At 67.1% G+C, this 22,130-nt stretch carries 23 protein-coding genes; 18 read left to right on the top strand and 5 right to left on the bottom strand.

Annotated elements, in window-relative coordinates; genetic code table 11:
- Positions 1 to 61: 61 nt before the first annotated feature.
- The 4 genes from IE126_RS06270 to IE126_RS06255 all read right to left on the bottom strand — a co-directional run bounded on the left by IE126_RS06270 (position 62) and on the right by IE126_RS06255 (position 3,411).
- On the bottom strand, positions 62 to 679 hold the full coding sequence (locus IE126_RS06270; protein ID WP_229825274.1) for an inner membrane-spanning protein YciB: 618 nt from the start codon (positions 677 to 679) through the stop codon (positions 62 to 64).
- A complete protein-coding gene (locus IE126_RS06265) occupies positions 676 to 1,575 on the bottom strand; it encodes an EamA family transporter (RefSeq protein ID WP_189380485.1) in 900 nt (299 codons plus the stop codon). Before IE126_RS06265 ends, IE126_RS06270 begins: the two co-directional genes overlap by 4 nt.
- Before the next feature lie 112 nt (positions 1,576 to 1,687).
- On the bottom strand, positions 1,688 to 2,674 hold the full coding sequence (gene ftsY, locus IE126_RS06260) for a signal recognition particle-docking protein FtsY (protein ID WP_054301681.1): 987 nt from the start codon (positions 2,672 to 2,674) through the stop codon (positions 1,688 to 1,690).
- 68 nt (positions 2,675 to 2,742) lie between these two features.
- Positions 2,743 to 3,411, bottom strand: coding sequence for a lysoplasmalogenase (locus IE126_RS06255; RefSeq protein ID WP_229825272.1), 669 nt, complete (start codon positions 3,409 to 3,411; stop codon positions 2,743 to 2,745).
- A 129-nt stretch (positions 3,412 to 3,540) separates the two neighbouring features.
- Between IE126_RS06255 and IE126_RS06250 the strand changes: the two genes are divergently transcribed.
- The 8 genes from IE126_RS06250 to dhaL all read left to right on the top strand — a co-directional run bounded on the left by IE126_RS06250 (position 3,541) and on the right by dhaL (position 11,763).
- Positions 3,541 to 3,993: an Lrp/AsnC family transcriptional regulator gene (locus tag IE126_RS06250; protein WP_108127059.1), complete on the top strand. Its 453-nt coding sequence runs from the start codon at positions 3,541 to 3,543 to the stop codon at positions 3,991 to 3,993.
- On the top strand, positions 3,993 to 4,601 hold the full coding sequence (locus tag IE126_RS06245) for a LysE family translocator (RefSeq protein WP_189380484.1): 609 nt from the start codon (positions 3,993 to 3,995) through the stop codon (positions 4,599 to 4,601). Before IE126_RS06250 ends, IE126_RS06245 begins: the two co-directional genes overlap by 1 nt.
- Before the next feature lie 66 nt (positions 4,602 to 4,667).
- Positions 4,668 to 5,759, top strand: coding sequence for an alkane 1-monooxygenase (locus tag IE126_RS06240; RefSeq protein WP_229825270.1), 1,092 nt, complete (start codon positions 4,668 to 4,670; stop codon positions 5,757 to 5,759).
- A gap of 47 nt (positions 5,760 to 5,806) precedes the next feature.
- Positions 5,807 to 6,220 carry a hypothetical protein gene (locus IE126_RS06235; RefSeq protein ID WP_189380483.1) on the top strand — a complete coding sequence of 138 codons (414 nt, stop codon included), beginning with the start codon at positions 5,807 to 5,809 and terminating at the stop codon, positions 6,218 to 6,220.
- Between the two features lie 253 nt (positions 6,221 to 6,473).
- On the top strand, positions 6,474 to 7,418 hold the full coding sequence (locus IE126_RS06230) for a substrate-binding domain-containing protein (RefSeq protein WP_189380482.1): 945 nt from the start codon (positions 6,474 to 6,476) through the stop codon (positions 7,416 to 7,418).
- Between the two features lie 51 nt (positions 7,419 to 7,469).
- Positions 7,470 to 8,999 carry a sugar ABC transporter ATP-binding protein gene (locus IE126_RS06225; protein ID WP_054301675.1) on the top strand — a complete coding sequence of 510 codons (1,530 nt, stop codon included), beginning with the start codon at positions 7,470 to 7,472 and terminating at the stop codon, positions 8,997 to 8,999.
- Positions 8,989 to 9,981, top strand: coding sequence for an ABC transporter permease (locus IE126_RS06220; protein WP_054301674.1), 993 nt, complete (start codon positions 8,989 to 8,991; stop codon positions 9,979 to 9,981). Before IE126_RS06225 ends, IE126_RS06220 begins: the two co-directional genes overlap by 11 nt.
- A 21-nt stretch (positions 9,982 to 10,002) precedes the next feature.
- On the top strand, positions 10,003 to 11,763 hold the full coding sequence (dhaL, locus tag IE126_RS06215) for a dihydroxyacetone kinase subunit DhaL (protein WP_189380481.1): 1,761 nt from the start codon (positions 10,003 to 10,005) through the stop codon (positions 11,761 to 11,763).
- Positions 11,764 to 11,767: 4 nt separating this feature from the next.
- Here dhaL and IE126_RS06210 read toward each other — a convergent pair whose 3' ends face one another.
- A complete protein-coding gene (locus IE126_RS06210) occupies positions 11,768 to 12,724 on the bottom strand; it encodes a sugar-binding transcriptional regulator (protein WP_082400734.1) in 957 nt (318 codons plus the stop codon).
- Positions 12,725 to 13,093: 369 nt separating this feature from the next.
- Here IE126_RS06210 and thiC point away from each other — a divergent pair, with 369 nt between their 5' ends.
- The 10 genes from thiC to IE126_RS06160 are packed head-to-tail and all read left to right on the top strand — an operon-like array spanning position 13,094 to position 22,125.
- Positions 13,094 to 14,878 carry a phosphomethylpyrimidine synthase ThiC gene (gene thiC, locus IE126_RS06205; RefSeq protein ID WP_189380480.1) on the top strand — a complete coding sequence of 595 codons (1,785 nt, stop codon included), beginning with the start codon at positions 13,094 to 13,096 and terminating at the stop codon, positions 14,876 to 14,878.
- On the top strand, positions 14,875 to 15,804 hold the full coding sequence (locus IE126_RS06200; protein ID WP_189380479.1) for an FAD-dependent oxidoreductase: 930 nt from the start codon (positions 14,875 to 14,877) through the stop codon (positions 15,802 to 15,804). The genes thiC and IE126_RS06200 overlap by 4 nt, the downstream gene beginning before the upstream one ends.
- Entirely contained in the window at positions 15,794 to 15,991 is a 198-nt protein-coding gene (gene thiS, locus IE126_RS06195) for a sulfur carrier protein ThiS (protein WP_054301670.1), read from the top strand. Before IE126_RS06200 ends, thiS begins: the two co-directional genes overlap by 11 nt.
- 3 nt (positions 15,992 to 15,994) lie before the next feature.
- Positions 15,995 to 16,753 carry a thiazole synthase gene (locus IE126_RS06190; RefSeq protein WP_054301669.1) on the top strand — a complete coding sequence of 253 codons (759 nt, stop codon included), beginning with the start codon at positions 15,995 to 15,997 and terminating at the stop codon, positions 16,751 to 16,753.
- Entirely contained in the window at positions 16,750 to 17,361 is a 612-nt protein-coding gene (locus tag IE126_RS06185; protein ID WP_189380478.1) for a thiamine phosphate synthase, read from the top strand. The genes IE126_RS06190 and IE126_RS06185 overlap by 4 nt, the downstream gene beginning before the upstream one ends.
- Positions 17,358 to 18,266 carry a HesA/MoeB/ThiF family protein gene (locus IE126_RS06180; protein WP_189380477.1) on the top strand — a complete coding sequence of 303 codons (909 nt, stop codon included), beginning with the start codon at positions 17,358 to 17,360 and terminating at the stop codon, positions 18,264 to 18,266. The genes IE126_RS06185 and IE126_RS06180 overlap by 4 nt, the downstream gene beginning before the upstream one ends.
- On the top strand, positions 18,263 to 19,003 hold the full coding sequence (locus IE126_RS06175; RefSeq protein ID WP_189380476.1) for a bifunctional hydroxymethylpyrimidine kinase/phosphomethylpyrimidine kinase: 741 nt from the start codon (positions 18,263 to 18,265) through the stop codon (positions 19,001 to 19,003). Before IE126_RS06180 ends, IE126_RS06175 begins: the two co-directional genes overlap by 4 nt.
- Positions 19,004 to 19,027: 24 nt before the next feature.
- Positions 19,028 to 19,792: a 5-oxoprolinase subunit B family protein gene (locus IE126_RS06170; RefSeq protein WP_189380475.1), complete on the top strand. Its 765-nt coding sequence runs from the start codon at positions 19,028 to 19,030 to the stop codon at positions 19,790 to 19,792.
- Positions 19,789 to 20,835: a 5-oxoprolinase subunit C family protein gene (locus IE126_RS06165; protein WP_189380474.1), complete on the top strand. Its 1,047-nt coding sequence runs from the start codon at positions 19,789 to 19,791 to the stop codon at positions 20,833 to 20,835. Before IE126_RS06170 ends, IE126_RS06165 begins: the two co-directional genes overlap by 4 nt.
- A gap of 54 nt (positions 20,836 to 20,889) precedes the next feature.
- Complete coding sequence (locus IE126_RS06160) at positions 20,890 to 22,125, top strand: AGE family epimerase/isomerase (protein ID WP_189380473.1); 1,236 nt, start codon at positions 20,890 to 20,892, stop codon at positions 22,123 to 22,125.
- Positions 22,126 to 22,130 lie beyond the last annotated feature (5 nt).

The following is a 22,130-nucleotide window of genomic DNA, read 5'->3' as shown; positions in this document are numbered from 1 at the left end:
CGGCCAGTTTTCCACAGGCCGGGGCGGATTCCTGTGGGCGGAATCGGTATGTCGGGCGGGATTAATCCTCGCCCTTCTCCTCAATAGCGTAGGTCTGGAACAACCGCGCCTGAGTCATGAAAAAGGCAAACAGCGCCAGCGGCAGGCCGAAGGTCTTGAACTGCACCCAATGTTCCGTGCTGGTGAGCCGCCAGACCGCCTCGTTCGCGGCCGCCAGTGCAAGGAAGAACCACATCACCCGCTTGGTGAGGATCATCCAGCCCTCGGGGCGCATTGGCAGCGCATCGCCCATCACCGCGCCCAGCCAGCTTTGCCCACGCAAGAGGCCCAGACCCAGCGCGCCCGCGAACAGCAGGTAAATCATCGTGGGTTTCATCTTGAAAAAACGTTCGTCCTGCAACCAGACCGACAGGCCACCGAACACCACCACCAGAACCAGCGTCACGATCTGCATCTTCGACAGCTTGCCGGTCAGCCACCAGGAGAGCCCGGTGGTGAGGATCATCAGCGGGATGAAGGCGGCAGTAACCACCAGAAAGCCGGAATATTCGCCCCCGCCGATAAGGAAGGTCTGATCCTTCAGCCGCATATAGGCGACAAAGAACACCAGCAGAGGCCCGTATTCCAGAACGGGCTTCAGCCAGCCCGGGGCTTTCTTGCCGTTTTGCATCTCGGTCATCCGGTAAACTCCACCATGACGGCCCCGGCGGCGATCACCGCCATGAGCAGGAATTGCATGCGTCCCACCTTTTCGCCCAGGACCAGCCAGCCGATCAGCGCGGCGAAAACGGTCGAGGTTTCACGCAGCACCGCCGCCTCGCCCACCTTGTCGAGCCGTGTGGCGAGCATGATGGCGCCGAAGCTGAAATAGGCGACGATAGCGCCCATGACACCCCGTTTCAGCAGAGGCAGCACCTGGGTCCGGGTCAGCCCCCGCCAGCGACGGAAGGTCAGGACCGGCATCAGGAAACTGTCGATCAGGAAGAACCACGCGAGAAAGGTGAACGGGTCGGCGGTGGCGCGGATGCCATAGGCATCGTAAGTCGTATAGGCTGCAACGAAGCCGCCTGTGGCGAAGGCAAGCCACAGCGCCGGGATCATCGTCGCGCGCTGCGCTGTGACATGGGCCAGGTTCCACAGTGCCAGCCCGAAGATCCCGCCCGACAGCATCAGCACGCCCAGCCACTGCCCCGGCGCGAAATGCTCGCCAAAGACCAGTCCGGCACCGATAACGGTGAACAGCGGCCCGGTGCCGCGCACCACCGGATAGACCACGGTATAGGCGCCACGCGAATAGGTCATTGCCTGCAAGAGTTTGTAGCCCGCATGGATGACAAAGGCGCCCGCGAAGATCGGCCACATATGCGGCTCGGGCCATGGCACGACAAACAGCGCGAAGGGCAACGCGATGACGCCATAGCTTGCGTCGATGGCAGCGCGGGCGAGCCAGGGATCGTGCCGCCCCTTCTGCAAGGCGCCGAACAGCGCATGCAGGACAGCGGCCATCAGCGCCAGCGCCAGCGCGAGGTCATGCCCGGCTTCGGTGCCTTCAAGGCTGAGGAGCCAGTCACTCATGCCCGGTGCCTGCGCGGGATGTCAGCCGCGACAGGGGACTGTCTGCCCCCCGCGCCGCCCCCTTGCGGGGCGGCCCCCCGAGGATATTTGCAAACAGATGAAGGCAAGAGGGTTACTCGGGCAGGCCTACGAGGGCGCGGGCGAAATCTTCGGGATCAAACGGGGCAAGGTCGTCGATCTGTTCGCCCACCCCGATGGCATGGATCGGCAGGCCGAACTTGTCGGCGAGGCTGACCAGCACACCGCCCTTGGCGGTGCCGTCCAGTTTCGTCATCACGAGGCCCGAGACATCGGCGATCTTGCGGAAGATCTCCACCTGCATCACCGCGTTCTGGCCGGTGGTGGCGTCCAGCACCAGCAGCGTGTTGTGGGGCGCAGTTTCGTCCTTCTTGCGGATGACGCGGACAATCTTGGCCAGTTCCTCCATCAGGTCGGCGCGGTTTTGCAGGCGGCCCGCAGTATCGATCAGCAGCAGGTCGGCGCCATCAGCCTGCGCGCGGGTCAGCGCGTCGAAGGCAAGGCTCGCGGGGTCAGAGCCTTCCGGCGCGGTCAGCACCGGAACACCGGCACGGGTGCCCCAGATCTGCAACTGTTCCACCGCCGCGGCACGGAACGTATCGCCCGCCGCGATAACCACCGATTTTCCGGCGGCCTTGAATTGCGAGGCGAGCTTGCCAATGGTCGTGGTCTTGCCCGAGCCATTGACGCCGACCACCAGCACCACCTGCGGGCGTTTGGCATAGACCGGCAGCGGACGGGCGACGGGTTCCATGATGCGTGCAACTTCGGCGGCAAGGGCGCGTTTCAGCTCCGTCGCGCCGATCTTGCGGCCCATCCGCCCCTCGGCGATGTTGGCCGCGACGCGGGTCGCTGTATCGACGCCCATATCGGCCTCGATCAGCAGTTCCTCCAGGCTTTCCAGCATCGCGTCATCCATGACGCGGCGCGGCTCCTCCGGCTCGCGGCCGGTCAGCCGGTCCAGCAGGCCGGGTTTCGCCGCCACCGGGGCCTCATCCTCGCTCACCAGCGCATCAAGGCTGCCCGCGATCTTGTCGGAGGACCGGAACATCCGGTCTTTGAGTTTCTTGAAGAAGGACATGGCCGCTCCGGGCTGGTTGCCTTTTTCACCTAGTCAATTCAGGCGCCGGATGGAAGGGCCGAGGCGCCTCAGGGCAGAAGCGCCCAAAGGATCAGCACCTGACCGCCCCAATACGCGGGCCAGAGCGCACAGGACAACAGGCGGCGACGGGCGGGCGCGCGGATCACGAAAATCTCCAGCGCCAGCATCAGGTCGGAAGCCACGAACAGCGCGGCCCCAAGGCGCAGCAACGGTTCGGACCGGGCAGCGGCCAGCGTGGCCATGGCGCAGATCACCAGCACATAGCCGCGCACCGGCCAGCGCAGCGCACCCGTGTGCGGCGCCAGCCACGCTTCGGTCGAGATGGCCAGCAGGCCGAGCGCGATCAGCACCGGCCAGCCCGGCATCCCCGCCCCGAAAGCCAGCGCATAGGCCAGATGCCCGGCGGCGAAGGCGGCCATGCCGCCCAGAAAGGCGCCCTCGCCCTGTCGTGACAGCAGGAAATCCCCCACAGCGCCCAGCGCGAGCCCCACCACGACCGGCGCGGGGGCGCCTCCGGTCAGGCCGGCCAGCGCCAGACAGGCCACCGAGGCGGTCTTGACGGTCGAGCGCGCCGCCGAAGTCGTTCGGGATGCGGCCCAGCGCAGGCCGTAAAGCAGCGCGCAGGCTGCGGCGAAAAGCAGGAAGACCCATGTCATCGCCCGATTGTGGCGCTTGTCCGGCAGGGCGCCAAGCATGACGTTGCGGCGGCATCTCATTCGGTTAATACGCTATTTCGCCGCATATTATGCGGCGAACCAACTTATCTGCCAAAATTTGCATTGACTCCACATGGGTGTCCGCACATATTTCGAAAAATTCACAACCAAGCAGAACATCATCCGGACATGGACGAGACAGACCGCAAGATCATCGAACTTCTGGCAGAGGATTCCCGCCGCGCGCTTGCCGATATCGGCGCCGTGGTGGGGCTGGCGCCGTCCAGCGTGAATGAACGCATCCGCAGGCTCACCGCCTCGGGCGCGATCCGCCGCTTCACCGTCGACACCGACCCCGCCGCGCTGGGGTTGCCGATGCTGGTCTATCTGTGGCTCGCCCTGCGCGAAGATGCCGACGAAGCGGCCTTTCGCCGTTTTGCCGCCAGCCATCGGCGTGTTCTGGAATGCCATCATGTAACGGGCGCCTGGTCCTATCTCGTCAAGCTGCGGGTCGGGGCGGTGACCGAGATCGAGAGCGTTCTGGCCGAGCTGAAGGCGGGCCGGTTTTTGGGGCGCAGCGAGACGGTGATTGTACTGTCCTCTGCCGTCGCCGGGCCGCATGTTCCGGCACCGGGTGTGTGATGGAAGTCGCGCTTTTCCTCAAAAGCCTTGTGCTGGGTCTTGCGATTGCCGCGCCACTTGGCCCCATCGGGGCGCTTTGCATCAACCGGGTGCTGGAGCGCGGCTTCTGGGCCGGGGTCGCGGGCGGGCTGGGCACCGGCCTCGCCGATGCGGCCTATGCGACACTGGCGGCGCTTGGCTTTGCGGCCTTTTCCGATTTGCTGGCGCGGATCGACCTGCCGTTGCGGCTGGTTGGCGGGATCTTCATGCTGTGGCTGGGCTGGCGAAGCCTGCGCCCCGGACCACCTCGCGCAGCGGCCCGCGTCTCGGCCCGTGACCTTCTGGGCACCACCATCGCCACATTCCTGCTGACCGTGACGAATCCCATGACCATCCTGTCCTTTGCCGCACTCTTTGCGGGGCTGGGGCTGGCCTCGGGCAAGGGTGGCAGCTTTCCCGTCGTTGCGGGGGTCTTTGCAGGGTCGATGTTGTGGTGGGTGGTACTGAGTGGCGGCGTCGCTCTGGCACGCCACCGTCTGCCGCCGGGCTTTGCCCTCTGGGTCGCGCGGCTTTCCGGGGCGGTGCTGATCGGCTTCGGCCTCTGGGCGCTCGGATCGGTCTTCGCCTGAACCACGCGGCAGCCGGTCGCAGTGCGGGGGGCTTTGCCCGGCCCGGCCGCGTGCTAAGGTGGCGCCATGATGCAGGTACCCCCCCGTTTCCTTCCGCTGCCGCGCATGGCGCTGTTCGCCACCGCCGCGACCACCCCCTTCCTTCTGCTGGGCCTCGGGGTCTGGGCCGGAGGCGGTTGGGTCTGGCTGGGGCTGGGCTATATGGCGGGGCTGACCGCACTTCTGGACCGGCTGATCCCCTGGGTCGCCCCGGATGCGCCGGAAGGAGCGGAGTTTCCCGCCGCCGATCGCCTGCTGGCCCTGATCGGTACCGCGCATCTTCTGGCCTTTCCGCTGGCGGTCTGGGCGATTGCGGGCGACAGCGGATTACCGCTCTGGGCGCGGATGGTACTGTTTCTGGGGTTCGGCCAGTTGTTCGGTCAGGTCTCGAACCCCGCCGCGCACGAACTGATCCATCGCGGCGACCGGCGGCTGTTCCGGCTGGGAATGGCAGTTTATGTCACCCTGCTGAATGGGCATCACACCTCGGCACACCGGCTGGTGCATCACCGGCATGTCGCGACACCGGAAGATCCGAACTCGGCCCGCGACGACGAGAGTTTCTACCAATTCCTGCCACGCGCCTATTTCGGCAGCTTCCGCGCCGGTCTGCGCGCCGAAACCGCGCGGTGGAAACAGACGGCTGGGCTCAACCCCTATGTGATCTATGTCGCGGGCGGTCTTGCCTGCCTCGGGCTGGGCGCCGTTCTGGCGGGCTGGGCCGGGCTTTTTGTCTGGCTGCTGCTTGCAGGTTACGCCACCGCGCAACTGATGCTGTCGGATTATGTCCAGCATTACGGCCTGCGCCGCCGCCTGCTGCCCGATGGCCGGCCGGAGCCGGTGGGGCCACGCCATAGCTGGAATGCCCCGCACTGGTTTTCATCGGGCGTCATGCTGAACGCACCGCGCCATTCCGATCATCATGCCCATCCCGCGCGTCCCTATCCCGCGCTGCGACTGCCCGAGCCGGACGAAGCACCGTGGCTTCCGTATTCGCTGCCGGTTTGCGGGGCCATCGCGCTGATGCCGCGCCGCTGGCGGCGGATGATGAAGCCCCGTCTGGCGCACTGGCAGGCAGCGCCAACGCATGACGATCAAGCGGGCGTGACTGGCGCCTGACGCGCCGCTCTGTCACCCTGCCCCAAATCCGCAACCCGGAGTCCCCCATGCTGCTGCCCTCCCGCCCCGCCCCTGTGCTTGCGCTGGCCCTGCTTCTGCCGCCGCTTGCTGCCGCCGCGCAAACGCCAATGACGGCGACAGAATTCGAGGCCTATGCCACCGGCAAGACACTGACCTATGCGCAGGGCGGCACGATCTTCGGGACCGAGCAATATCTGCCGAACCGCCGTGTCCGCTGGGCCTTTACCGCGCAGGAATGCCAGGAGGGCCACTGGTACGAGGCCGAGAGCCAGATCTGCTTTGTCTATGAAAGCGAGTCCGATCCTCAGTGCTGGGCCTTCTGGCAGGAGGGCGGCAGGCTGAAAGCCCGCTTTGCCGGTGATCCCGACGGCACGGAACTGACCGAGGTCGAGCAAAGCAAGACCCCGCTGGCCTGTGCGGGCCCCGATGTCGGCGTCTGATCGCAGACTGCCCGATCCGGTGAACCGGCCCCTGCCCTGACTGATGCGCGCGGCACTTCCGGCCCCGGCGACCTGACGGTCGTGCGGGGCCTTTTCGCATGCGCCTGCCGCAGGGCGCCGACAGATGCAATCGCACGCCGGATATACTTGTAATTTTAAAAATACATATGTATTAAGTCTTGAGGCGTCAGGGAGGAACCGCGCGCCGACAGCAGGATTGCCCGCGCCGGGCTTACAATCTGGGAGGAATACCATGAAGAAACTGGCCGCCATGCTGGCCGGTGTGGCCCTTGCCATGCCGATTGCCGCCGCCGCGCAGGATGCTGCGGGCACCACCAAGAAAGACAGCTACCGTTTCCTGATCGTCCCGAAGGTGGTTCACCCCTGGTTCGACAAGGTGAACGACGGTGCGCAGATGGCCGCCGCCGCCCTGAAGGCGCAGACCGGCGCTGACGTCGAGATCGTCTATTCCGCACCGCAGACCGCCGATGTCGTGCAACAGGTGCAGATCGTGGAAAGCGCCATCTCCACCCGTCCCGACGGCATCGCCATTGACCTGCTGGACCCGGCAGGCAACCGCGGCTCGCTGGAAGCCGCGCAGGGGCAGGACATCCCGCTGGTGATCTTCGACTCGGTGCCGCCCGAGGGGACGCAGATCCCCTATATCGGCTCGGATTTCTGCGAGCAGGCCAAGATCGCCGCGCGCCGTCTGGTCGAGGTGCTGGGCGGTGAGGGCGAGGTCGCCATCATGATGGGCGTGCCGACCGCGCCGAACCACTCGATCCGTGCCGAATGCCACCGCGAGGTCTTTGCCGAACATCCGGGCATCAAGGTCGTGGCTGAAGGCATCGACAATGACAGCATCGAGACGGCGCAACAGCAGGCCGCTGCCATCATGCAGGCGAACCCCAATCTCAAGGGCTGGGTCGCCTCGGATGCCGCCGGTCCCATCGGCATCGGTCAGGCCATTGTCGAGGCCGGGAAGCAGGGTCAGGTCACGCTGGTCGGTCTGGATAACCTGCCCGAGATGCTCGACATGATCCGGTCTGGCGTGGCCGACAGTTCCTCGGCCTCGCAGCCGGAACTGCAAGGCTACTGGTCGGTCATGCTGCTCTGGGCACAGGCGACCGGCGCGCCGGTTCCGGGCTATCTGGATACCGGGAACGCCTTCCTCACCAAGGACAATCTGGGCAACTGAGCCACGCGCGGCCGGCAACCCGCCGGCCGCACACCAGCCGTGGGAGGAGACATGGCCTATCTCGAAGCACGCGGCCTCGGCCGTGATTTTCCGGGCGTGACCGCGCTTGACGGTGTCGATCTGTCAGTTGAACTGGGCCGCACGCATATTCTTGCGGGCGAGAATGGCGCCGGAAAATCAACGCTTGTGAAGATCCTGACCGGGGCGGATCGCGCCACACGCGGCAGCATCGCCATCGACGGGCAAAACCCGCTGGATCACCCCGACCTGTTCCGCAAGATCGCCTATGTGCCGCAGGAACTGTCGCTGTTCCCCGATGTCAGCGTGGCAGAAAACCTGTTCATGCCGTTTGACCGCACCGGCCATGGCGGGCTGGTGAACCGCCGCCGGATGGAGGCGGAAGCGCAGGAGTATCTGGATCGGTTCGGGATCGAGGCGAAACCATCCGATATGGTGCGCCATATCTCGGTCCCCGATCAGCAATTGTTGCAGATCGCCCGCGCCTCGACCAACCGTGACATGAAGGTGCTGATCCTCGACGAGCCGACTTCGGCCCTGACCGCGCGCGAGGTGGAGCGGGTGTTCAGGGTGATCCGCGGCTTTCTGGACCGCGATCATGCGATCATCTTCATCTCGCACAAGATGGAGGAAGTGTTCGGGATCGGGCAGGATTATACGGTGCTGCGCAATGGCCGGAAGGTCGATGCAGGCCGGGTAGACGAAATTGACGAAGCGGCGCTGATCCGCGCCATGTCGGGCCGCGAGGTAGCGATCGACGAACATTTCCGCCCCGATGGCCCGGTCACCGATACAATCATGCAGGTCGACAACCTGTCCGGCCCACTGTTCCGCGATGTCAGCTTCACGCTGAAACGGGGCGAGATCCTGGGTTTCGCGGGCCTTGTCGGCGCCGGAAGATCCGAACTGATGCAGACGATCTTCGGCTACCGCAAGGCCAGCGGCGGCCGTGTCCGGGTGGAAGGCCGCGACTGGCGGCTGAATGACACCGCCGCCTCGGTCGCGGGCGGGATGCTGTATCTGTCGGAAGAGCGCAAGGCGCATGGCATCTTCCCGCTGCTGTCGCTGCGCGAGAACATCGGCCTTTCGGTCCTGTCGCTGACCACCGGCGCCACCGGCATCGACAGCGGCAAGGAACGCGGTATCGTCGCCCGCGTGATCGGTGATTACGGCATCCGCGCCTCCGGCCCCGGACAGCGCATCGCCACCCTGTCGGGCGGCAATCAGCAGAAGGCCATCATCGGCCGCGCCATGGCCACGACGCCGCACATCCTGATCTTCGATGAACCGACCAAGGGCATCGACATCCGCACCAAGGCCGAAATCTACCGCATCATGAAGCGGCTGGCCGAGGAGGGCGTGGGGATCATCCTCATCTCCTCGGAAATGACCGAGCTGCGCCGCTGTGCCAGCCGCATCATCACCATGCATGGCGGCCGCCTGACCGGCAGCTTCGATGCCGCCAGCACCGAGACCGAAACACTCGTCGGGGCGATCTTCGCCACCGGCACGGGGGCTGGCGGGTCCGCCCCCGAAGACGCAGAGGCTTCTCATGTCGACTGAACACTCCGCACAGACGCGCCGCCCCCCGGCGCTGACACTCCTGATGCGCAACCCGCTGGCCGGGGTTTTCGTGGCGCTTGTGGCGATCTTCGCCATCTCGGCGGTGATTTCCCCATATTTCCTGTCCGGTTACAACATGTCGGTCATCGCGCGGGGCCTTGCCTTCGTGGGGCTGGTCACCATCGCGCAATCTTCGCTGATGATCCTGGGTGAGCTTGACCTGTCGCTGGGCACCATTGGCGGCCTGTGCGGCGTGGTCTCCGGCATGCTGATGGTGCAGGCGGGATTGCCCGCGCCCATGGCGCTGATCCTCGCCCTGTGCCTTGGCCTTGCGCTGGGTTTCCTGAACGGCCTGCTGGTCACCGTGCTGGGGTTGCATTCGCTGGTGCTGACCATTGGCACGGCGGGCATCTATGGCGGCGCCATCCTCGTGCTGACCAAGGGCGTCGCGATCACCGGCATTCCGGCAGAGATCCAGTTCCTTGGCCGGGGCGATCTTCTCGGCGTGCCCGTGCCCTTCCTGATCATGCTGGCGGTGCTGGCCATCGCGCTGTTTCTGTCGCTGAAGACGCCGATGGGCCGGTATATGTATGCCATCGGCAACAACCCTGCTGCCGCCCGCATGCTGGGCATCCGGGTGGACCGCATCCGTCTGCTGGTCTTTACGCTGGCGGGGATGTTGTCGGCACTGGCCGGGCTGCTGATGGTGGCGCGGCTGGGCACGGCGCAACCCTCCATCGGGCAGACCTGGGTGCTGGCCCCCATCGCTGCCGCCGTGATCGGCGGGGTTGCCACCACCGGCGGGGTAGGCTCGCCGCTGGGGGCGATCTTCGGGGCGGGGATCATCGCCATCATCGAAAACATCATCGTGCTTTTTGGCGTGTCGCCCTATTGGCAGGGCGTGGTATCCGGCGTGATCGTGGTTCTGGCGATCTCGTTCGACGCCCTGTCGCGCCGCTATCTTCGCCGCGACGGCGCCTGACCTGACGAAGTGGATATTCCCATGACTAAGACCAAGAAACTCATCAACGCGCCGGAAGACATCATCCCCCAGCTGATCGCGGGCATGGTCGCCGCCCATCCCGACATGCTGACGGTCGAAGGCCCCACCGGCCGCGCCGTGGTCGCGGTGGACGGGCCGCGCGACGGCAAGGTCGGCGTAGTGGTCGGCGGCGGCTCGGGGCATGAACCGGCCTTCGCAGGCTATGTCGGGCGCGGGCTCGCCGATGCGGCGGCGGTGGGCAATATCTTTGCCTCGCCCTCGCCCGAACAGATCCTCGATGCGGCGCGTGCCGCCGATGGCGGGGCGGGTGTGCTGCTGCTTTACGGCAATTACACCGGCGATGTGATGAACTTCACCATGGCGGCGGAAGAACTTGCTGCCGCAGGCACCCCGGTCCGGCAGGTGCAGGTGGCCGATGACGTGGCCTCGGCCCCGGTTGAACGGCGCGGGGAACGGCGGGGCATCGCGGGCGATTTCTTTGTCTTCAAGGTGGCCGGGGCTGCCGCCGATCTGGGCGAGCCACTGGCGCGGGTCGAGGCGCTGGCGCGCAAGGCCAATGACGCCACCCTGTCGATGGGCGTGGCACTGGGGGCCTGTTCACTGCCGCAGACCGGCAAGCCGAATTTCGAGATCGGCGATGACGAAATGGAAATCGGCATGGGTCTGCATGGCGAGCCGGGCATCCGCCGCGACAAGCTGGCCCCGGCCGATCAGGTGACCGATACGCTGTTGGAGGCGATCCTGTCCGAGATGGCGCCAGCGCGGGGCGACCGGGTGGCAGTGCTGGTGAACGGGCTGGGTTCGACCTCACTGGTCGAGCTTTACATCCTCTTTGCCCGACTCAGGCAGGTGCTGGATGCGCGTGGCATCACGATCTACCGCTCCTGGGTCGGGGAATATGCGACCTCGCTGGAGATGGCGGGTGCCTCGATTACCTTGATGCGGCTGGATGATGAACTTGCCGCACTGCTGGACCACCCTTGCCGCACCCCGGCGGTGACGGTCGGCGCCATTGAGGGCACCGCCGCCAGCACGGCGCGGTCTGTCCGCAAGACCGTTACGGGGGCCGAACCTGCCGCCCGCAGCGCCCCGACGGTCGCGCTGATCCGCGATGGCGCGATCACGCCCCTGCTGTTCCGCGCCATGATGCAGCGCGCGGGGGACGAGATCATCGCCGCCCGCGACTGGCTATCGGAACTGGACGGGGTGATCGGAGACGGCGACCATGGTGTCACCATGGAAATCGGCTGGAAGGCCGTGCAGGGCGCGCTGGAAAACGCCCCCGGCGACGAAACCATCGAAGGCAGTTGCAAGCGCATGGCCAAGGCGTTTCTGGATGCGGTGGGTGCTTCCTCAGGCCCGCTTTACGCCACCGCGTTCCTGCGGGCAGGCGCGGCGGTCAGCGACCGGCAGAACCTTGACGCGGGCGCGCTGGCAGCCTGGCTTGCCGCCGCGCTGCAAGGCGTGCGCGACCGGGGCCGGGCCGAACCGGGCGACAAGACCATGATCGACGCCTGGGTGCCCGCCGTGGCCCGCGCGCAGGAGGCCTTGGCCACGGGTGCCGAACTTGCAGTGATCGAGGCCGCCCGCGATGGCGCCGAGGCGGGCATGAAGGCCACCGCCGGTCTGGAATCGCGGCGTGGGCGTTCCGCCAAGCTGGGCGCGCGCTCTAAGGGCCATATCGACCCCGGCGCCGCCTCGACCTTCGTGATCCTGCGCGCCATGGCCGCCGCCATGGCCGAGGCGCAGGCCACCGCCTGAGCCCTCACCGTGGCCCCGCCATGAGCGCGCGGGCCACGGCTTCATTCGTGACCAGACGGTTCACATAGCCGCCGCGCAGGATGGCGCGGATGATCTGAACCTTCTCGATCCCGCCTGATACCAGCATGGACATCGGCTTCAGCTTCAGCTTGTCGGGACTGAGCGCGATGATCGATTCATTCAGGAAATGATCGACCGGCCGGCCCTGCGCATCCAGAAAACAGCCCAGAAACTCGCCCACAGCACCACGTTTCAGCACGTCGTCCAGATGATCCTTCACCACGCGGATCTGCGTCAGCGTCGCATCCTCGGCCAGCGACCCGCAGGAGGTGATACCCAGATCCGCAATTTCGGTGCGGGCCAGAACATCGGTCAGCTCGTCGATCAGCAACAGCGTCTCGCGACTTTCCGGCGAGGCGCAGTACAGCGGCGCGGTCAGGTAATGGCATTCCACCCCCAGACTGCGGGCGAAACTGGTGGCGACCTCGAATGTATTGGTGCCCGAAGACCGCGTGACCCCGCCGGTCAGCCCGACAACCCAGCTGTCGGGATGTGGCCTTGCATGCAGCCGGCGCACCGCGAAACTGAGCGTGCGCCCGGTGGCAACACCGATTCCCAGATCACGCCCTTCCACCAGCGCCCCGGCCATGGCCCCCGCCGCCTCGCCGATCACCCGCTTCTGTTCCAGATAATCCGGCACATCGGGCACCACCACCGCCTCGGCCAGCCCGTAACGCGCGGTCACCGCCTCGGCCAGCGCGATGCAGTCGGTCAGCGGCAGCGTCACGTCGATGCGCACCGCACCATCCTCGCGCACCTGCCCGATGATCTTGTTGACGCGCAGCCGCGTCATGTTCATGCGGGCGGCGATTTCCTGCTGGGTCAGCCCGCCCATGAAATAGAACCACGCGACCCGCGCGCGTTCCAGTTGTTCGGTCAGGTCTTCGGTCGGATCATCCATCGTGGTTTCCTTATACCCGCTGCACCGCATTCGGCCAGCGGCAAGGCGGCGGCAGACGAAAAAGACACCCCGGCGTTTCGCGGTTGACAGCGCCGCCCGAGGCCCCGATGATGCCCGGACGTCAGGGGAGTCCCGCCAAGGGGACTGAGAGGCTGACAGGGGTTCCGATCCGCTCGGACCCCGGTGACGCGACCCTTTGAACCTGACCCAGTTGACACTGGCGTAGGAAGACCGAAGGGTATTTCCGCATTCCTCGCACATCCGGGGGCGGTCCTTTCGGGCCGCTATGGCCCATTCGGCGCAGCCGGGGCCATGTGGTCCCTTTCTGCCGACTGTTTCACTTGGGTCTCATCGCAAGAGGAGACCACAATGAAAGACACGATCCCCGCCATCACCACCGGCGCCCTGCCCGCCTCGCGCAAGGTCTATGTCACCGGCGCGACGCATGACATCCGCGTGCCGCTGCGCGAGATCGGCATTTCCAACGAGGCACCGCTGACCGTCTATGACAGCTCCGGCCCCTATACCGATCCGGCGGCGCAGATCGACATTGCGCAGGGCCTGCCCGATGTGCGCGGTGGCTGGTTGCAGGCGCGTGGCGATGTGGAAAGCTACACGGGCCGCGCGGTGACGGAAGCCGACAACGGCTTTGCCACCGGCGCGCGGCTGACGCCCGCCTTCCCCGTGCAGCGTGCGCCCCTGCGCGCCACGGGCGACCGGGCGGTCACGCAGCTTGCCTATGCCCGCGCGGGCATCATCACGCCCGAGATGGAATTCGTCGCCCTGCGCGAGAACGAGGGGCGCAGCGCCGCCGTCACGCGCGACGGTGCAAGCTTCGGCGCCACGCTGCCCGATCTGGTGACGCCCGAATTTGTGCGCGCCGAAATCGCTGCGGGCCGCGCCATCATCCCTGCCAATATCAATCACCGCGAGTTGGAGCCGATGATCATCGGCCGCAACTTCAGGGTGAAGATCAACGCCAATATCGGCAATTCCGCCGTCACCTCCTCGATGGAGGAGGAGGTGGAAAAAATGGTCTGGGCGATCCGCTGGGGCGCCGACACGGTGATGGACCTGTCCACAGGCCGCAATATCCACAATATCCGCGACTGGATCATCCGCAACGCCCCGGTGCCGATCGGCACGGTCCCGCTGTATCAGGCGCTGGAGAAGGTGGGCGGCGTGGCCGAAGATCTGACGTGGGAGGTCTTCCGCGACACGCTGATCGAACAAGCGGAACAGGGCGTGGATTATTTCACCATCCACGCAGGCGTGCGGCTGCACATGATCCCGATGACGGCGAAACGGGTCACCGGGATCGTTTCGCGTGGCGGGTCGATCATGGCGAAATGGTGCCTGCATCACCACCGCGAAAGCTTCCTCTACGAGCATTTCGAGGAAATCTGCGATATCTGCCGCCGCTATGACGTGTCATTCAGCCTGGGCGACGGGCTGCGCCCCGGCTCCATCGCCGATGCCAATGACGAGGCCCAGTTTGCAGAGCTGCGGACATTGGGCGAATTGACCAAAATCGCCTGGGCAAAGGACTGTCAGGTGATGATCGAAGGCCCCGGCCATGTGCCGATGCACAAGATCAAGGCCAATCTGGACGAGCAGCTGAAACATTGCCACGAGGCGCCGTTCTACACGCTCGGGCCGCTGACCACCGACATCGCGCCGGGCTACGACCATATCACCAGCGCCATCGGCGCGGCGATGATCGGCTGGTTCGGCACGGCGATGCTGTGTTACGTCACGCCGAAGGAACACCTTGGCCTGCCCGACCGCGATGATGTGAAAACCGGGGTCATCACCTACAAGCTGGCCGCCCATGCCGCCGATCTGGCCAAAGGCCATCCGGGGGCGCAACGGCGCGACGATGCACTGAGCCGGGCGCGGTTCGAGTTCCGCTGGCAGGATCAGTTCAATCTTGGTCTCGACCCCGATACCGCGCGCGAGATGCATGATGAAACCATGCCCGCCGAAGCGCACAAGGTCGCGCATTTCTGTTCGATGTGCGGCCCGAAGTTCTGTTCGATGCGGATTTCGCACGACATCCGCGCCGAGGCCAAAAAACAGCAGGGCATGGCCGCGATGGCCGAGAAGTTCCGCGAGGCCGGGCAGCTCTACATTCCGGCGGAGCCTGCGGAATGATCTCGGTCCTTGGTGCGGGGGTGGCGGGGCTTTGTGCCGCCACCGCCTTGAGCGAGGCGGGGCTGGCGGTCGAGGTCATCACCCCGCCCGGCGCTCCGCCGCCGGTGTCGCGGCTGGCGGGCGGGATGCTCGCCCCGTTCTGCGAAGGTGAAAGCGCGCCGGAAACCGTGGTCACACGCGGTCGCGCGGCGGTGGACTGGTGGGCGGGGCATGTGCCCGGCGTGGTCCGGCGTGGCACGCTGGTGCTGGCTGCACCGCGCGACGGGGCAGAGCTTGACCGCTTCGCCCGCGCGACCACCGGCTACCAACCGGCCGATCCCGGCGCGCTGGAACCTGATCTGACGGGCCGCTTCACGCGCAGTCTGTTTTACGCAGAGGAAGCGCATCTGGACCCTGTCGTCGCGCTGGCCTCTCTGACCGAGGGCCTGAACGCGCGGGGCGTTGCTTTCCGGGGCGGGCCGCCCCGTGGCCGCATCGTTGATTGCCGCGGCATGTCTGCCACCCTGCAAGGCCTGCGCGCAGTGCGAGGTGAAATGCTGGAGGTCAGCGCCCCCGGTGTCGCACTGTCGCGCACCGTGCGGCTGCTGCATCCGCGCTTTCCCTGCTACATCGTGCCGCGCGGACAGGACCGCTACATGATCGGCGCCACCATGGTGGAAAGCGCCGACCCCGGCCCGATCACCGCCCGTGCAGTGATGGAGCTGCTGTCCGCCGCCTGGACCGTCCACCCCGGCTTTGCCGAGGCGCAGATCCTTGCCACCGGCACCGGCCTGCGCCCCGCCTTCCCCGACAATATTCCCGCCATCCACCAAAGCGGCGGGCACATCCACATCAACGGCATGTATCGCCATGGTTTCCTCATGGCTCCCGCGCTGGCGATGGATCTGGCCCGCCTGCTGACTACGGAACCCGCCCATGCAGATTGACCTTAACGGAACCCCCGTCGTCACTCGCGCCACCACCCTTGCCGCCCTGATCACTGAGCAGGGCTTTGACGCCGCCTCGGTTGCCACCGCGCTGGACGGGCAGTTCGTCCCCCGACCGGCGCGGGCGGCAACCAGCCTTCACCCCGGCGCCAGGATCGAGGTTCTGGCCCCGATGCAGGGGGGCTGAGTCATGTTCTATGGCATCGACCTGCCCGGCCGCCTGATGCTGGGCACCGCGCAATACCCCTCGCCCGCCATCCTGCGCGACGCCATCGCAGCATCGGGGGCCGGGGTCATCACCGTCTCGCTGCGGCGCGAGGGGCAAGGCGGCGGCGCCTTCCGCCAGATCCTGCGCGACAGCGGCTGTCGCATCCTGCCCAATACCGCCGGGTGCCACACCGCACGCGAAGCGATCACCACCGCCCATATGGCGCGCGAACTGTTCGGCACCGACTGGATCAAGCTGGAGGTCATCGGCCATGCCGATACGCTGCAACCCGATCCCTTCGCGCTGGTCGAGGCGGCGCGGGTGCTTTGCGCCGAGGGCTTCAGGGTCTTTCCCTACACGACCGAGGATCTGATCGTGGGCGAACGTCTGCTGGAGGCCGGATGCCGCGTGCTGATGCCCTGGGGGGCACCCATCGGCTCGGGCCAGGGGCTGCGGCATGTCGAGGCGCTGCGCACGATGCGGGCGCATTTCCCCGAAGTGCCGCTGGTGATTGATGCGGGGATCGGCGCGCCTTCGCAGGCCATGGCGGCGATGGAGATGGGTTTTGACGCGGTGCTTCTGAACACCGCCGTCGCCCGCGCGCTGGACCCGGTGGAAATGGCCCGCGCTTTCGGGCAGGCGGTCAGCGCCGGACGGCTGGCCTACAGGGCCGGGCTGATGCCCCGGCGCGACATGGCGGTCGCCTCCACTCCGGTTTTCGGTCAGGCGGTGCTGGCATGATACGGCCCGACCCCTTTTACCTGATCGTGGGCGATGTCGGGCTGCTGGAGAGGCTGGTGCCACTGGGGGTGCGACTGGTGCAACTGCGCGTGAAAGACCGGCCGGAGCCGGATCTGCGCGCCCAGATCCTGCGCGCGAAAGCCTGCTGTGCTGCCCATGGCACCCAGCTTGTGATCAACGATCACTGGCAGATCGCGCTGTCGCTGGGCTGTGATTTTGTCCATCTGGGGCAAGAGGATATGGACAGTGCCGATTTTCCGGCCCTGCATCGCGCCGGGGTGCGCTATGGCCTTTCGACCCATGATCCCGCCGAACTCGACCGCGCCCTGGCCGCTGAACCGGCCTATGTTGCTCTGGGTCCGGTCTGGCCCACCTTGCTGAAGAAAATGAAATGGGGGCCACAGGGGCTGGACCGTGTGGCGGAATGGGCGCGGCGGGCGGGCGATGTGCCGCTGGTCGGAATCGGCGGGCTGGTGCCCGAACGCCTGCCCGGCCTGTTCGCCGCAGGCGCCGCCAGTGCCGCCGTGGTGACTGACATCGCCCAGGCCAAAGACCCCGAGGCGCGCTGCCGCGACTGGATCACGGCGACCGAAAGGTATCGGCAATGAACCGCTACATCCGGCAAAGCTGCCTGCCCGAGGTGGGCGCCGGGGGTCAGGCGCGGCTGGCGCAGGCACGGGTTCTGGTCGCCGGGGCGGGCGGACTGGGGTCCGCCCTCCTGCCACTGCTGGCGGGTGCGGGCGTCGGGCATCTGGTGATCTGCGATCCCGACCGGGTGGAGGAACACAATCTCCACCGCCAGACCCTGTACCGTATGACCGATATCGGCGCGCCGAAAGCCGAGGCCGCCGTGCGGCATCTGGCAGCGCTGAACCCCGATTGTGAGGCGCGGCCCGTCCTGGCCCGGCTGGACCCGGAAACCACGCCCGGGTTGATAGCGGCGGCCGATCTCGTGCTGGACGCGGCCGATAATTTCGCCACCAGCTACGCGCTGTCGGACCTGTGCCGCGCGGCGGGCAAACCGCTCGTCAGCGCCTCGGTTCTGGGGCGACAGGGCTATGTCGGCGGTTTCTGTGGCCCGGCGCCCGGCCTGCGCGCCGTCTTCCCCGACCCGCCGCCCCGCGCCGCCACCTGTGCCACCGCCGGGGTGATGGGCCCTGCCGTGGCGACGCTGGGTGCCATGCAGGCCCAGATGGCGCTTTCGGTGCTGCTGGGACACAGGCCGTCACCGCTTGGCCTGATGCTCAGCGTCGATTTCGCGGAATGGCGGGTGGCACAGTTCCGCTTCGACGGGGCCGCAGACCCGCCGCCCAGCCCCAGGGTCATTGCCCCCGGCATGATCCGCCCCGGGGATCTGAGTATCGACCTGCGCAGTCAGGAAGCCCCCGTGACCGTGCCCCAAGACCGCCGGGTTGTCTTCCTTTGCGCCAGCGGGCTCAGGGCATGGCGGTCGGCACGCGCGCTGGCCGACCGGGGACATGCCGATGTTGCCATCTGCGCGGTCGGGCCATGAGGCCGCGCGTCCTGTGCATCGGCGGCAGCGATTCCGGCGGCGGCGCCGGGCTGGCGCGCGACATTGCCACCGCCACCGGCATGGGTGCTCATGCCTGCATCGCCGTCACCGCCGTCACCGCCCAGACCGATGCCGGGGTGCTGGCAAGCCATCCGGTGCCGCCTGAAACCGTCGCAGCACAGATCCGCGCGGCGGGCCGGGTAGATGCGGTGAAAATGGGCATGCTGGCCAGTGCCGCCATTGTCGAAGCGGTGGCGGCGGCCCTGCCGCAGGCGCCAGTGGTATTGGACCCGGTGCTGGCCTCCAGTTCAGGCCACCCACTGCTGGACCCGCAGGGCGTCGCCGCCCTGCTGCGCCTGCTGCTGCCGCGCGTCACACTGCTGACACCGAACCTGCCGGAATTGCAGGCCCTGACCACGCCGGGACTGGAGGCCGCGCAGGTGCAGACCCTGCGGGATCGGGGCTGCGCGGCGGTTCTGGTCAAGGGCGGCCATGCCGAAACGGCAGATTGCGAGGACCGGCTTTATGCGGCGCGGCGCGGTCCGCATTGCTATTCCGGTCCCCGTTATCCCGCCTCCCTGCGTGGCACCGGCTGCACCCTGGCCAGCGCCATCGCGGTGGCACTGGCGCGCGGCGAACCGCTGCCCCGCGCCATCGGGACCGCGCGCGACGTGCTGCGGGCACGGTTCACGGAGGCCGCAAGCGTTGACAAGCCGCCGCCGAACCCCGATCCATGACGGGGTGCCGACAAGGCGGGGCAGATGGACAGCGGATCGCAGCGTGACAAGACGCCCGTCGGAGGGCCCGAAGTTCTGCCCCTTGGCAGTACCGCATTGCTGCTGCGCTTTGGCCTGTCCGTCACGCCATCGGCCACCGCCGCCGTTCAGGTGCTGCACGACATGCTGGACCACGCTGACCTGCCAGGCGTGACCGAAATCCTGCCAAGCCTCGCCTCGGTCATGCTGCGCTTCGATCCAGCGAAAGTGACACGCGCAGATCTGGCGGCCCGACTGGCCACGTTGACAGAGGCGCGCGACTGGCACGCGGCCACTCCCCGACCCGCCACGCGCCGTTGGCAGGTGCCGGTGGCCTTTGGCGGGGTGCATGGCCCGATGCTGGAGGAAGCCGCCGCCCTTGCCGGTGTCAGCCCCGAAGCGGCGGTGCGGCAGATCGCGGAAACCGAGTTACGGGTGCTGGCCATCGGCTTTGCCCCCGGACAGCCCTATCTGGGCCTGCTGCCCGAGACCTGGAACCTGCCGCGCCTGTCGGACCTTGCGCCGCAGGTGCCACAGGGGGCGGTGACGGTGGCGGTGCGCCAGATCGTGCTGTTCGCCAATGCCTCGCCGACCGGCTGGCGCCAGATCGGCCGCGCGGCCTTCCGCCCCTTCCGCCCCGAGACTCGTGACCCGGCCCCCCTGCGCGCGGGCGACGCATTGCGGCTGGTCCCCTGTTCCGGCGATGAACTGGAGGCGCTGCTGCGCGCGGGCGATCCCGATGGCGGCGCACGCTGTCAGGTGCAGGCATGAGTGGCGCGCTGATCCTGCATCGCGCCGGGCCGGGGCTGACCGTGCAGGACATGGGTCGCCCCGGTCTGGCCCGGCTGGGCCTGTCGCGCGGGGGCGCCGCCGATCGGCTGGCGCTGCTGGAGGCCACGGCCCTGCTGGGCCTGCGCGCGCCCGTCGCCGCGCTGGAGATGCCCGCACTGGGCGGCAGTTTCGAGGTGACGCGACCGACCCGCATCGCGCTGACGGGTGCGCCGATGCGGGCCGATCTGGACGGCAGCGCGCTGCGCTGGTCCGCCAGCCATCTGATCCTGCCGGGTCAGCGTCTGACCATCAGCGCGGCGACCTCAGGGGTTTATGGCTATCTCACCCCGGCGGGCGGCATTCTGGGCCCCGAATGGCAGGGCAGCCGTGCGGCGCATCTGGTGGCGGGGATCGGCGCGACACTGGCGGCGGGCGACCGGCTGCCGCTGGGTGATGACCCCGCGCCTGACGAACCGGCACAGTTTCTGCCGGTCGAAGATCGCTTCACCGGCGGCCTGCTGCGCTGGATCGACGGGCCGCAGACCGCCCTGTTCCCCGAGGCAACCCGCGCGCGCTTTGCCGCCACGCCCTTCCACCGCGCCCCCACCGGCAACCGGCAGGGCATCCGGCTGGATTGCGACGGCCCGCCCTTTGCCGCCGATCTGCCGAAAACCGGCCTCGCCTCCGAGTTCATCCTGCCCGGCGACATCCAGATGACCGGCGACGGGCGACCCTATATCCTGTTGTCGGAATGCCAGACCATCGGCGGCTATCCCCGGATCGGAACCGTCCTGCCCGCCGATCTGCCCCGTGCAGCCCAGGCCGCCCCCGGTGCGGTGCTGCGTTTTCAGCGGGTGACGCTGGCCGAGGCCGATGCACTGGCCCGCCCCCGTGCCGCGCGTCTGGCCAGCCTGCGCGCCGCCTGCCGCCCCCTGCGCCACGATCCGCGCGACATGCCGGACCTGCTGTCCTATCAGTTGATCAGCGGCGTGACGGCGGGCGACGATCTGGACCCGCCCACCCCTCTGCCCGACTTGGCGTAACCTCGCAGTTAGCGTAAACATGGCGCGCCGGAGAGGACCGGCATGGAGGAACGCATGACCGACACGCCGCTCGCCAGCCCCGCCGCCCCCCGCTGGATCGACGATCCGCAACATCGCGACTGGCTGGCCGCCGAGGCGCGGCGGCAATTCGCTTTCTTTCGTGCCAGCCCACGCAAGGACGGCGGCTTTCACGTTCTGGCCCATGACGGCACACCGCTGCCGGGTGAGGTGCAGGAACTGCATACCACGACGCGGCTGGTACATTCCTACGCTCTGGGCCATCGCGCCGGGGTGGCGGGATGCGAGGCTATCATCGACGCGGGCATGGCTTACCTCTGGTCGCATCACCGCGACGCGGATCATGGCGGCTATCTCTGGTCGCTGGACGGCGCCGCGCCCTGCGACACACGCAAGCTCGCCTATGGTCATGTTTTCGTTCTGCTGGCCGGGGCCAGTGCCCGGCTTGCAGGCCACCCCGATGCCGACCGGCTGATCGACGATGCGACCGCCGTGCTGGACCGGCATTACTGGGAAGACGGCGTGGGCCTGTTTGCCGACGAATGGAACCGCGACTGGGCGCCGTTTTCTGCCTATCGTGGCATGAATGCCAATATGCACGGGGTCGAGGCGCTGCTGGCAGCTTACGAGGCGACGGGGCGCGAGGTCTATCTGACCCGCGCGGGCCGGATTCTGGATTTCTTTCTGAACCGCATCGCCCCTGCCGAAGGCTGGCGCCTGCCCGAACATTACACTGAAAACTGGCAGATCGACCGTGCCTATTCCGGCAACCCGATGTTCCGCCCCGCAGGCACCACCCCCGGCCATTCGTTTGAACTGGGCCGGCTGATGCTGCAACACTGGGATCTGGCGAACCGTCCCAACAACGGCGCCCCGGCAACGGCGCGCCGGGTGATCGAACAGGCGCTGGCCGACGGCTGGGATGTAGAAAAGGGCGGTATCTTCTACACGCTTCAGTTCGGCGGCGCGCCTGCCATCCGTGACCGCTACTGGTGGCCAGTGACCGAAGCCATTGGTGCCTTGTCATCGCTGATCAAGCTGGGCGGCACCGAAGACGACGAGGCATGGTATCGCCGCCTCTGGCAGTTCGCCGATGCGCATTTCATCGACCATGCGCAGGGCGGCTGGTTCCCGGAAATCGACGCGGAAGGCCAGCCTACGGTGACGCAGTTCCACGGCAAGCCCGACATCTATCACTCGGTGCAGGCGGCCTTGCTGCCGCTGTCGCCGGGCGTTTCGCGGCTGGCCGAAACCCTGCCGCAGATCGGATAGCGCAG

The sequence above is a fragment of the Gemmobacter nanjingensis genome (assembly GCF_014652195.1).
Taxonomy (GTDB): Bacteria; Pseudomonadota; Alphaproteobacteria; order Rhodobacterales; family Rhodobacteraceae; genus Gemmobacter; species Gemmobacter caeni.
The sequence above is the reverse complement of the archived record's forward strand: the minus strand, read 5'-3'. Positions and strand labels throughout refer to the sequence as shown.

Excerpts from the sequence above, each read along its gene's own strand:
- IE126_RS06270 (WP_229825274.1), bottom strand. The coding sequence starts at position 679 with ATGACCGAGATGCAAAACGGCAAGAAAGCCCCGGGCTGGCTGAAGCCC.
- IE126_RS06265 (WP_189380485.1), bottom strand. The coding sequence starts at position 1,575 with ATGAGTGACTGGCTCCTCAGCCTTGAAGGCACCGAAGCCGGGCATGAC.
- ftsY (WP_054301681.1), bottom strand. The coding sequence starts at position 2,674 with ATGTCCTTCTTCAAGAAACTCAAAGACCGGATGTTCCGGTCCTCCGAC.
- IE126_RS06255 (WP_229825272.1), bottom strand. The coding sequence starts at position 3,411 with ATGAGATGCCGCCGCAACGTCATGCTTGGCGCCCTGCCGGACAAGCGC.
- IE126_RS06250 (WP_108127059.1), top strand. The coding sequence starts at position 3,541 with ATGGACGAGACAGACCGCAAGATCATCGAACTTCTGGCAGAGGATTCC.
- IE126_RS06245 (WP_189380484.1), top strand. The coding sequence starts at position 3,993 with ATGGAAGTCGCGCTTTTCCTCAAAAGCCTTGTGCTGGGTCTTGCGATT.
- IE126_RS06240 (WP_229825270.1), top strand. The coding sequence starts at position 4,668 with ATGATGCAGGTACCCCCCCGTTTCCTTCCGCTGCCGCGCATGGCGCTG.
- IE126_RS06235 (WP_189380483.1), top strand. The coding sequence starts at position 5,807 with ATGCTGCTGCCCTCCCGCCCCGCCCCTGTGCTTGCGCTGGCCCTGCTT.
- IE126_RS06230 (WP_189380482.1), top strand. The coding sequence starts at position 6,474 with ATGAAGAAACTGGCCGCCATGCTGGCCGGTGTGGCCCTTGCCATGCCG.
- IE126_RS06225 (WP_054301675.1), top strand. The coding sequence starts at position 7,470 with ATGGCCTATCTCGAAGCACGCGGCCTCGGCCGTGATTTTCCGGGCGTG.
- IE126_RS06220 (WP_054301674.1), top strand. The coding sequence starts at position 8,989 with ATGTCGACTGAACACTCCGCACAGACGCGCCGCCCCCCGGCGCTGACA.
- dhaL (WP_189380481.1), top strand. The coding sequence starts at position 10,003 with ATGACTAAGACCAAGAAACTCATCAACGCGCCGGAAGACATCATCCCC.
- IE126_RS06210 (WP_082400734.1), bottom strand. The coding sequence starts at position 12,724 with ATGGATGATCCGACCGAAGACCTGACCGAACAACTGGAACGCGCGCGG.
- thiC (WP_189380480.1), top strand. The coding sequence starts at position 13,094 with ATGAAAGACACGATCCCCGCCATCACCACCGGCGCCCTGCCCGCCTCG.
- IE126_RS06200 (WP_189380479.1), top strand. The coding sequence starts at position 14,875 with ATGATCTCGGTCCTTGGTGCGGGGGTGGCGGGGCTTTGTGCCGCCACC.
- thiS (WP_054301670.1), top strand. The coding sequence starts at position 15,794 with ATGCAGATTGACCTTAACGGAACCCCCGTCGTCACTCGCGCCACCACC.
- IE126_RS06190 (WP_054301669.1), top strand. The coding sequence starts at position 15,995 with ATGTTCTATGGCATCGACCTGCCCGGCCGCCTGATGCTGGGCACCGCG.
- IE126_RS06185 (WP_189380478.1), top strand. The coding sequence starts at position 16,750 with ATGATACGGCCCGACCCCTTTTACCTGATCGTGGGCGATGTCGGGCTG.
- IE126_RS06180 (WP_189380477.1), top strand. The coding sequence starts at position 17,358 with ATGAACCGCTACATCCGGCAAAGCTGCCTGCCCGAGGTGGGCGCCGGG.
- IE126_RS06175 (WP_189380476.1), top strand. The coding sequence starts at position 18,263 with ATGAGGCCGCGCGTCCTGTGCATCGGCGGCAGCGATTCCGGCGGCGGC.
- IE126_RS06170 (WP_189380475.1), top strand. The coding sequence starts at position 19,028 with ATGGACAGCGGATCGCAGCGTGACAAGACGCCCGTCGGAGGGCCCGAA.
- IE126_RS06165 (WP_189380474.1), top strand. The coding sequence starts at position 19,789 with ATGAGTGGCGCGCTGATCCTGCATCGCGCCGGGCCGGGGCTGACCGTG.
- IE126_RS06160 (WP_189380473.1), top strand. The coding sequence starts at position 20,890 with ATGACCGACACGCCGCTCGCCAGCCCCGCCGCCCCCCGCTGGATCGAC.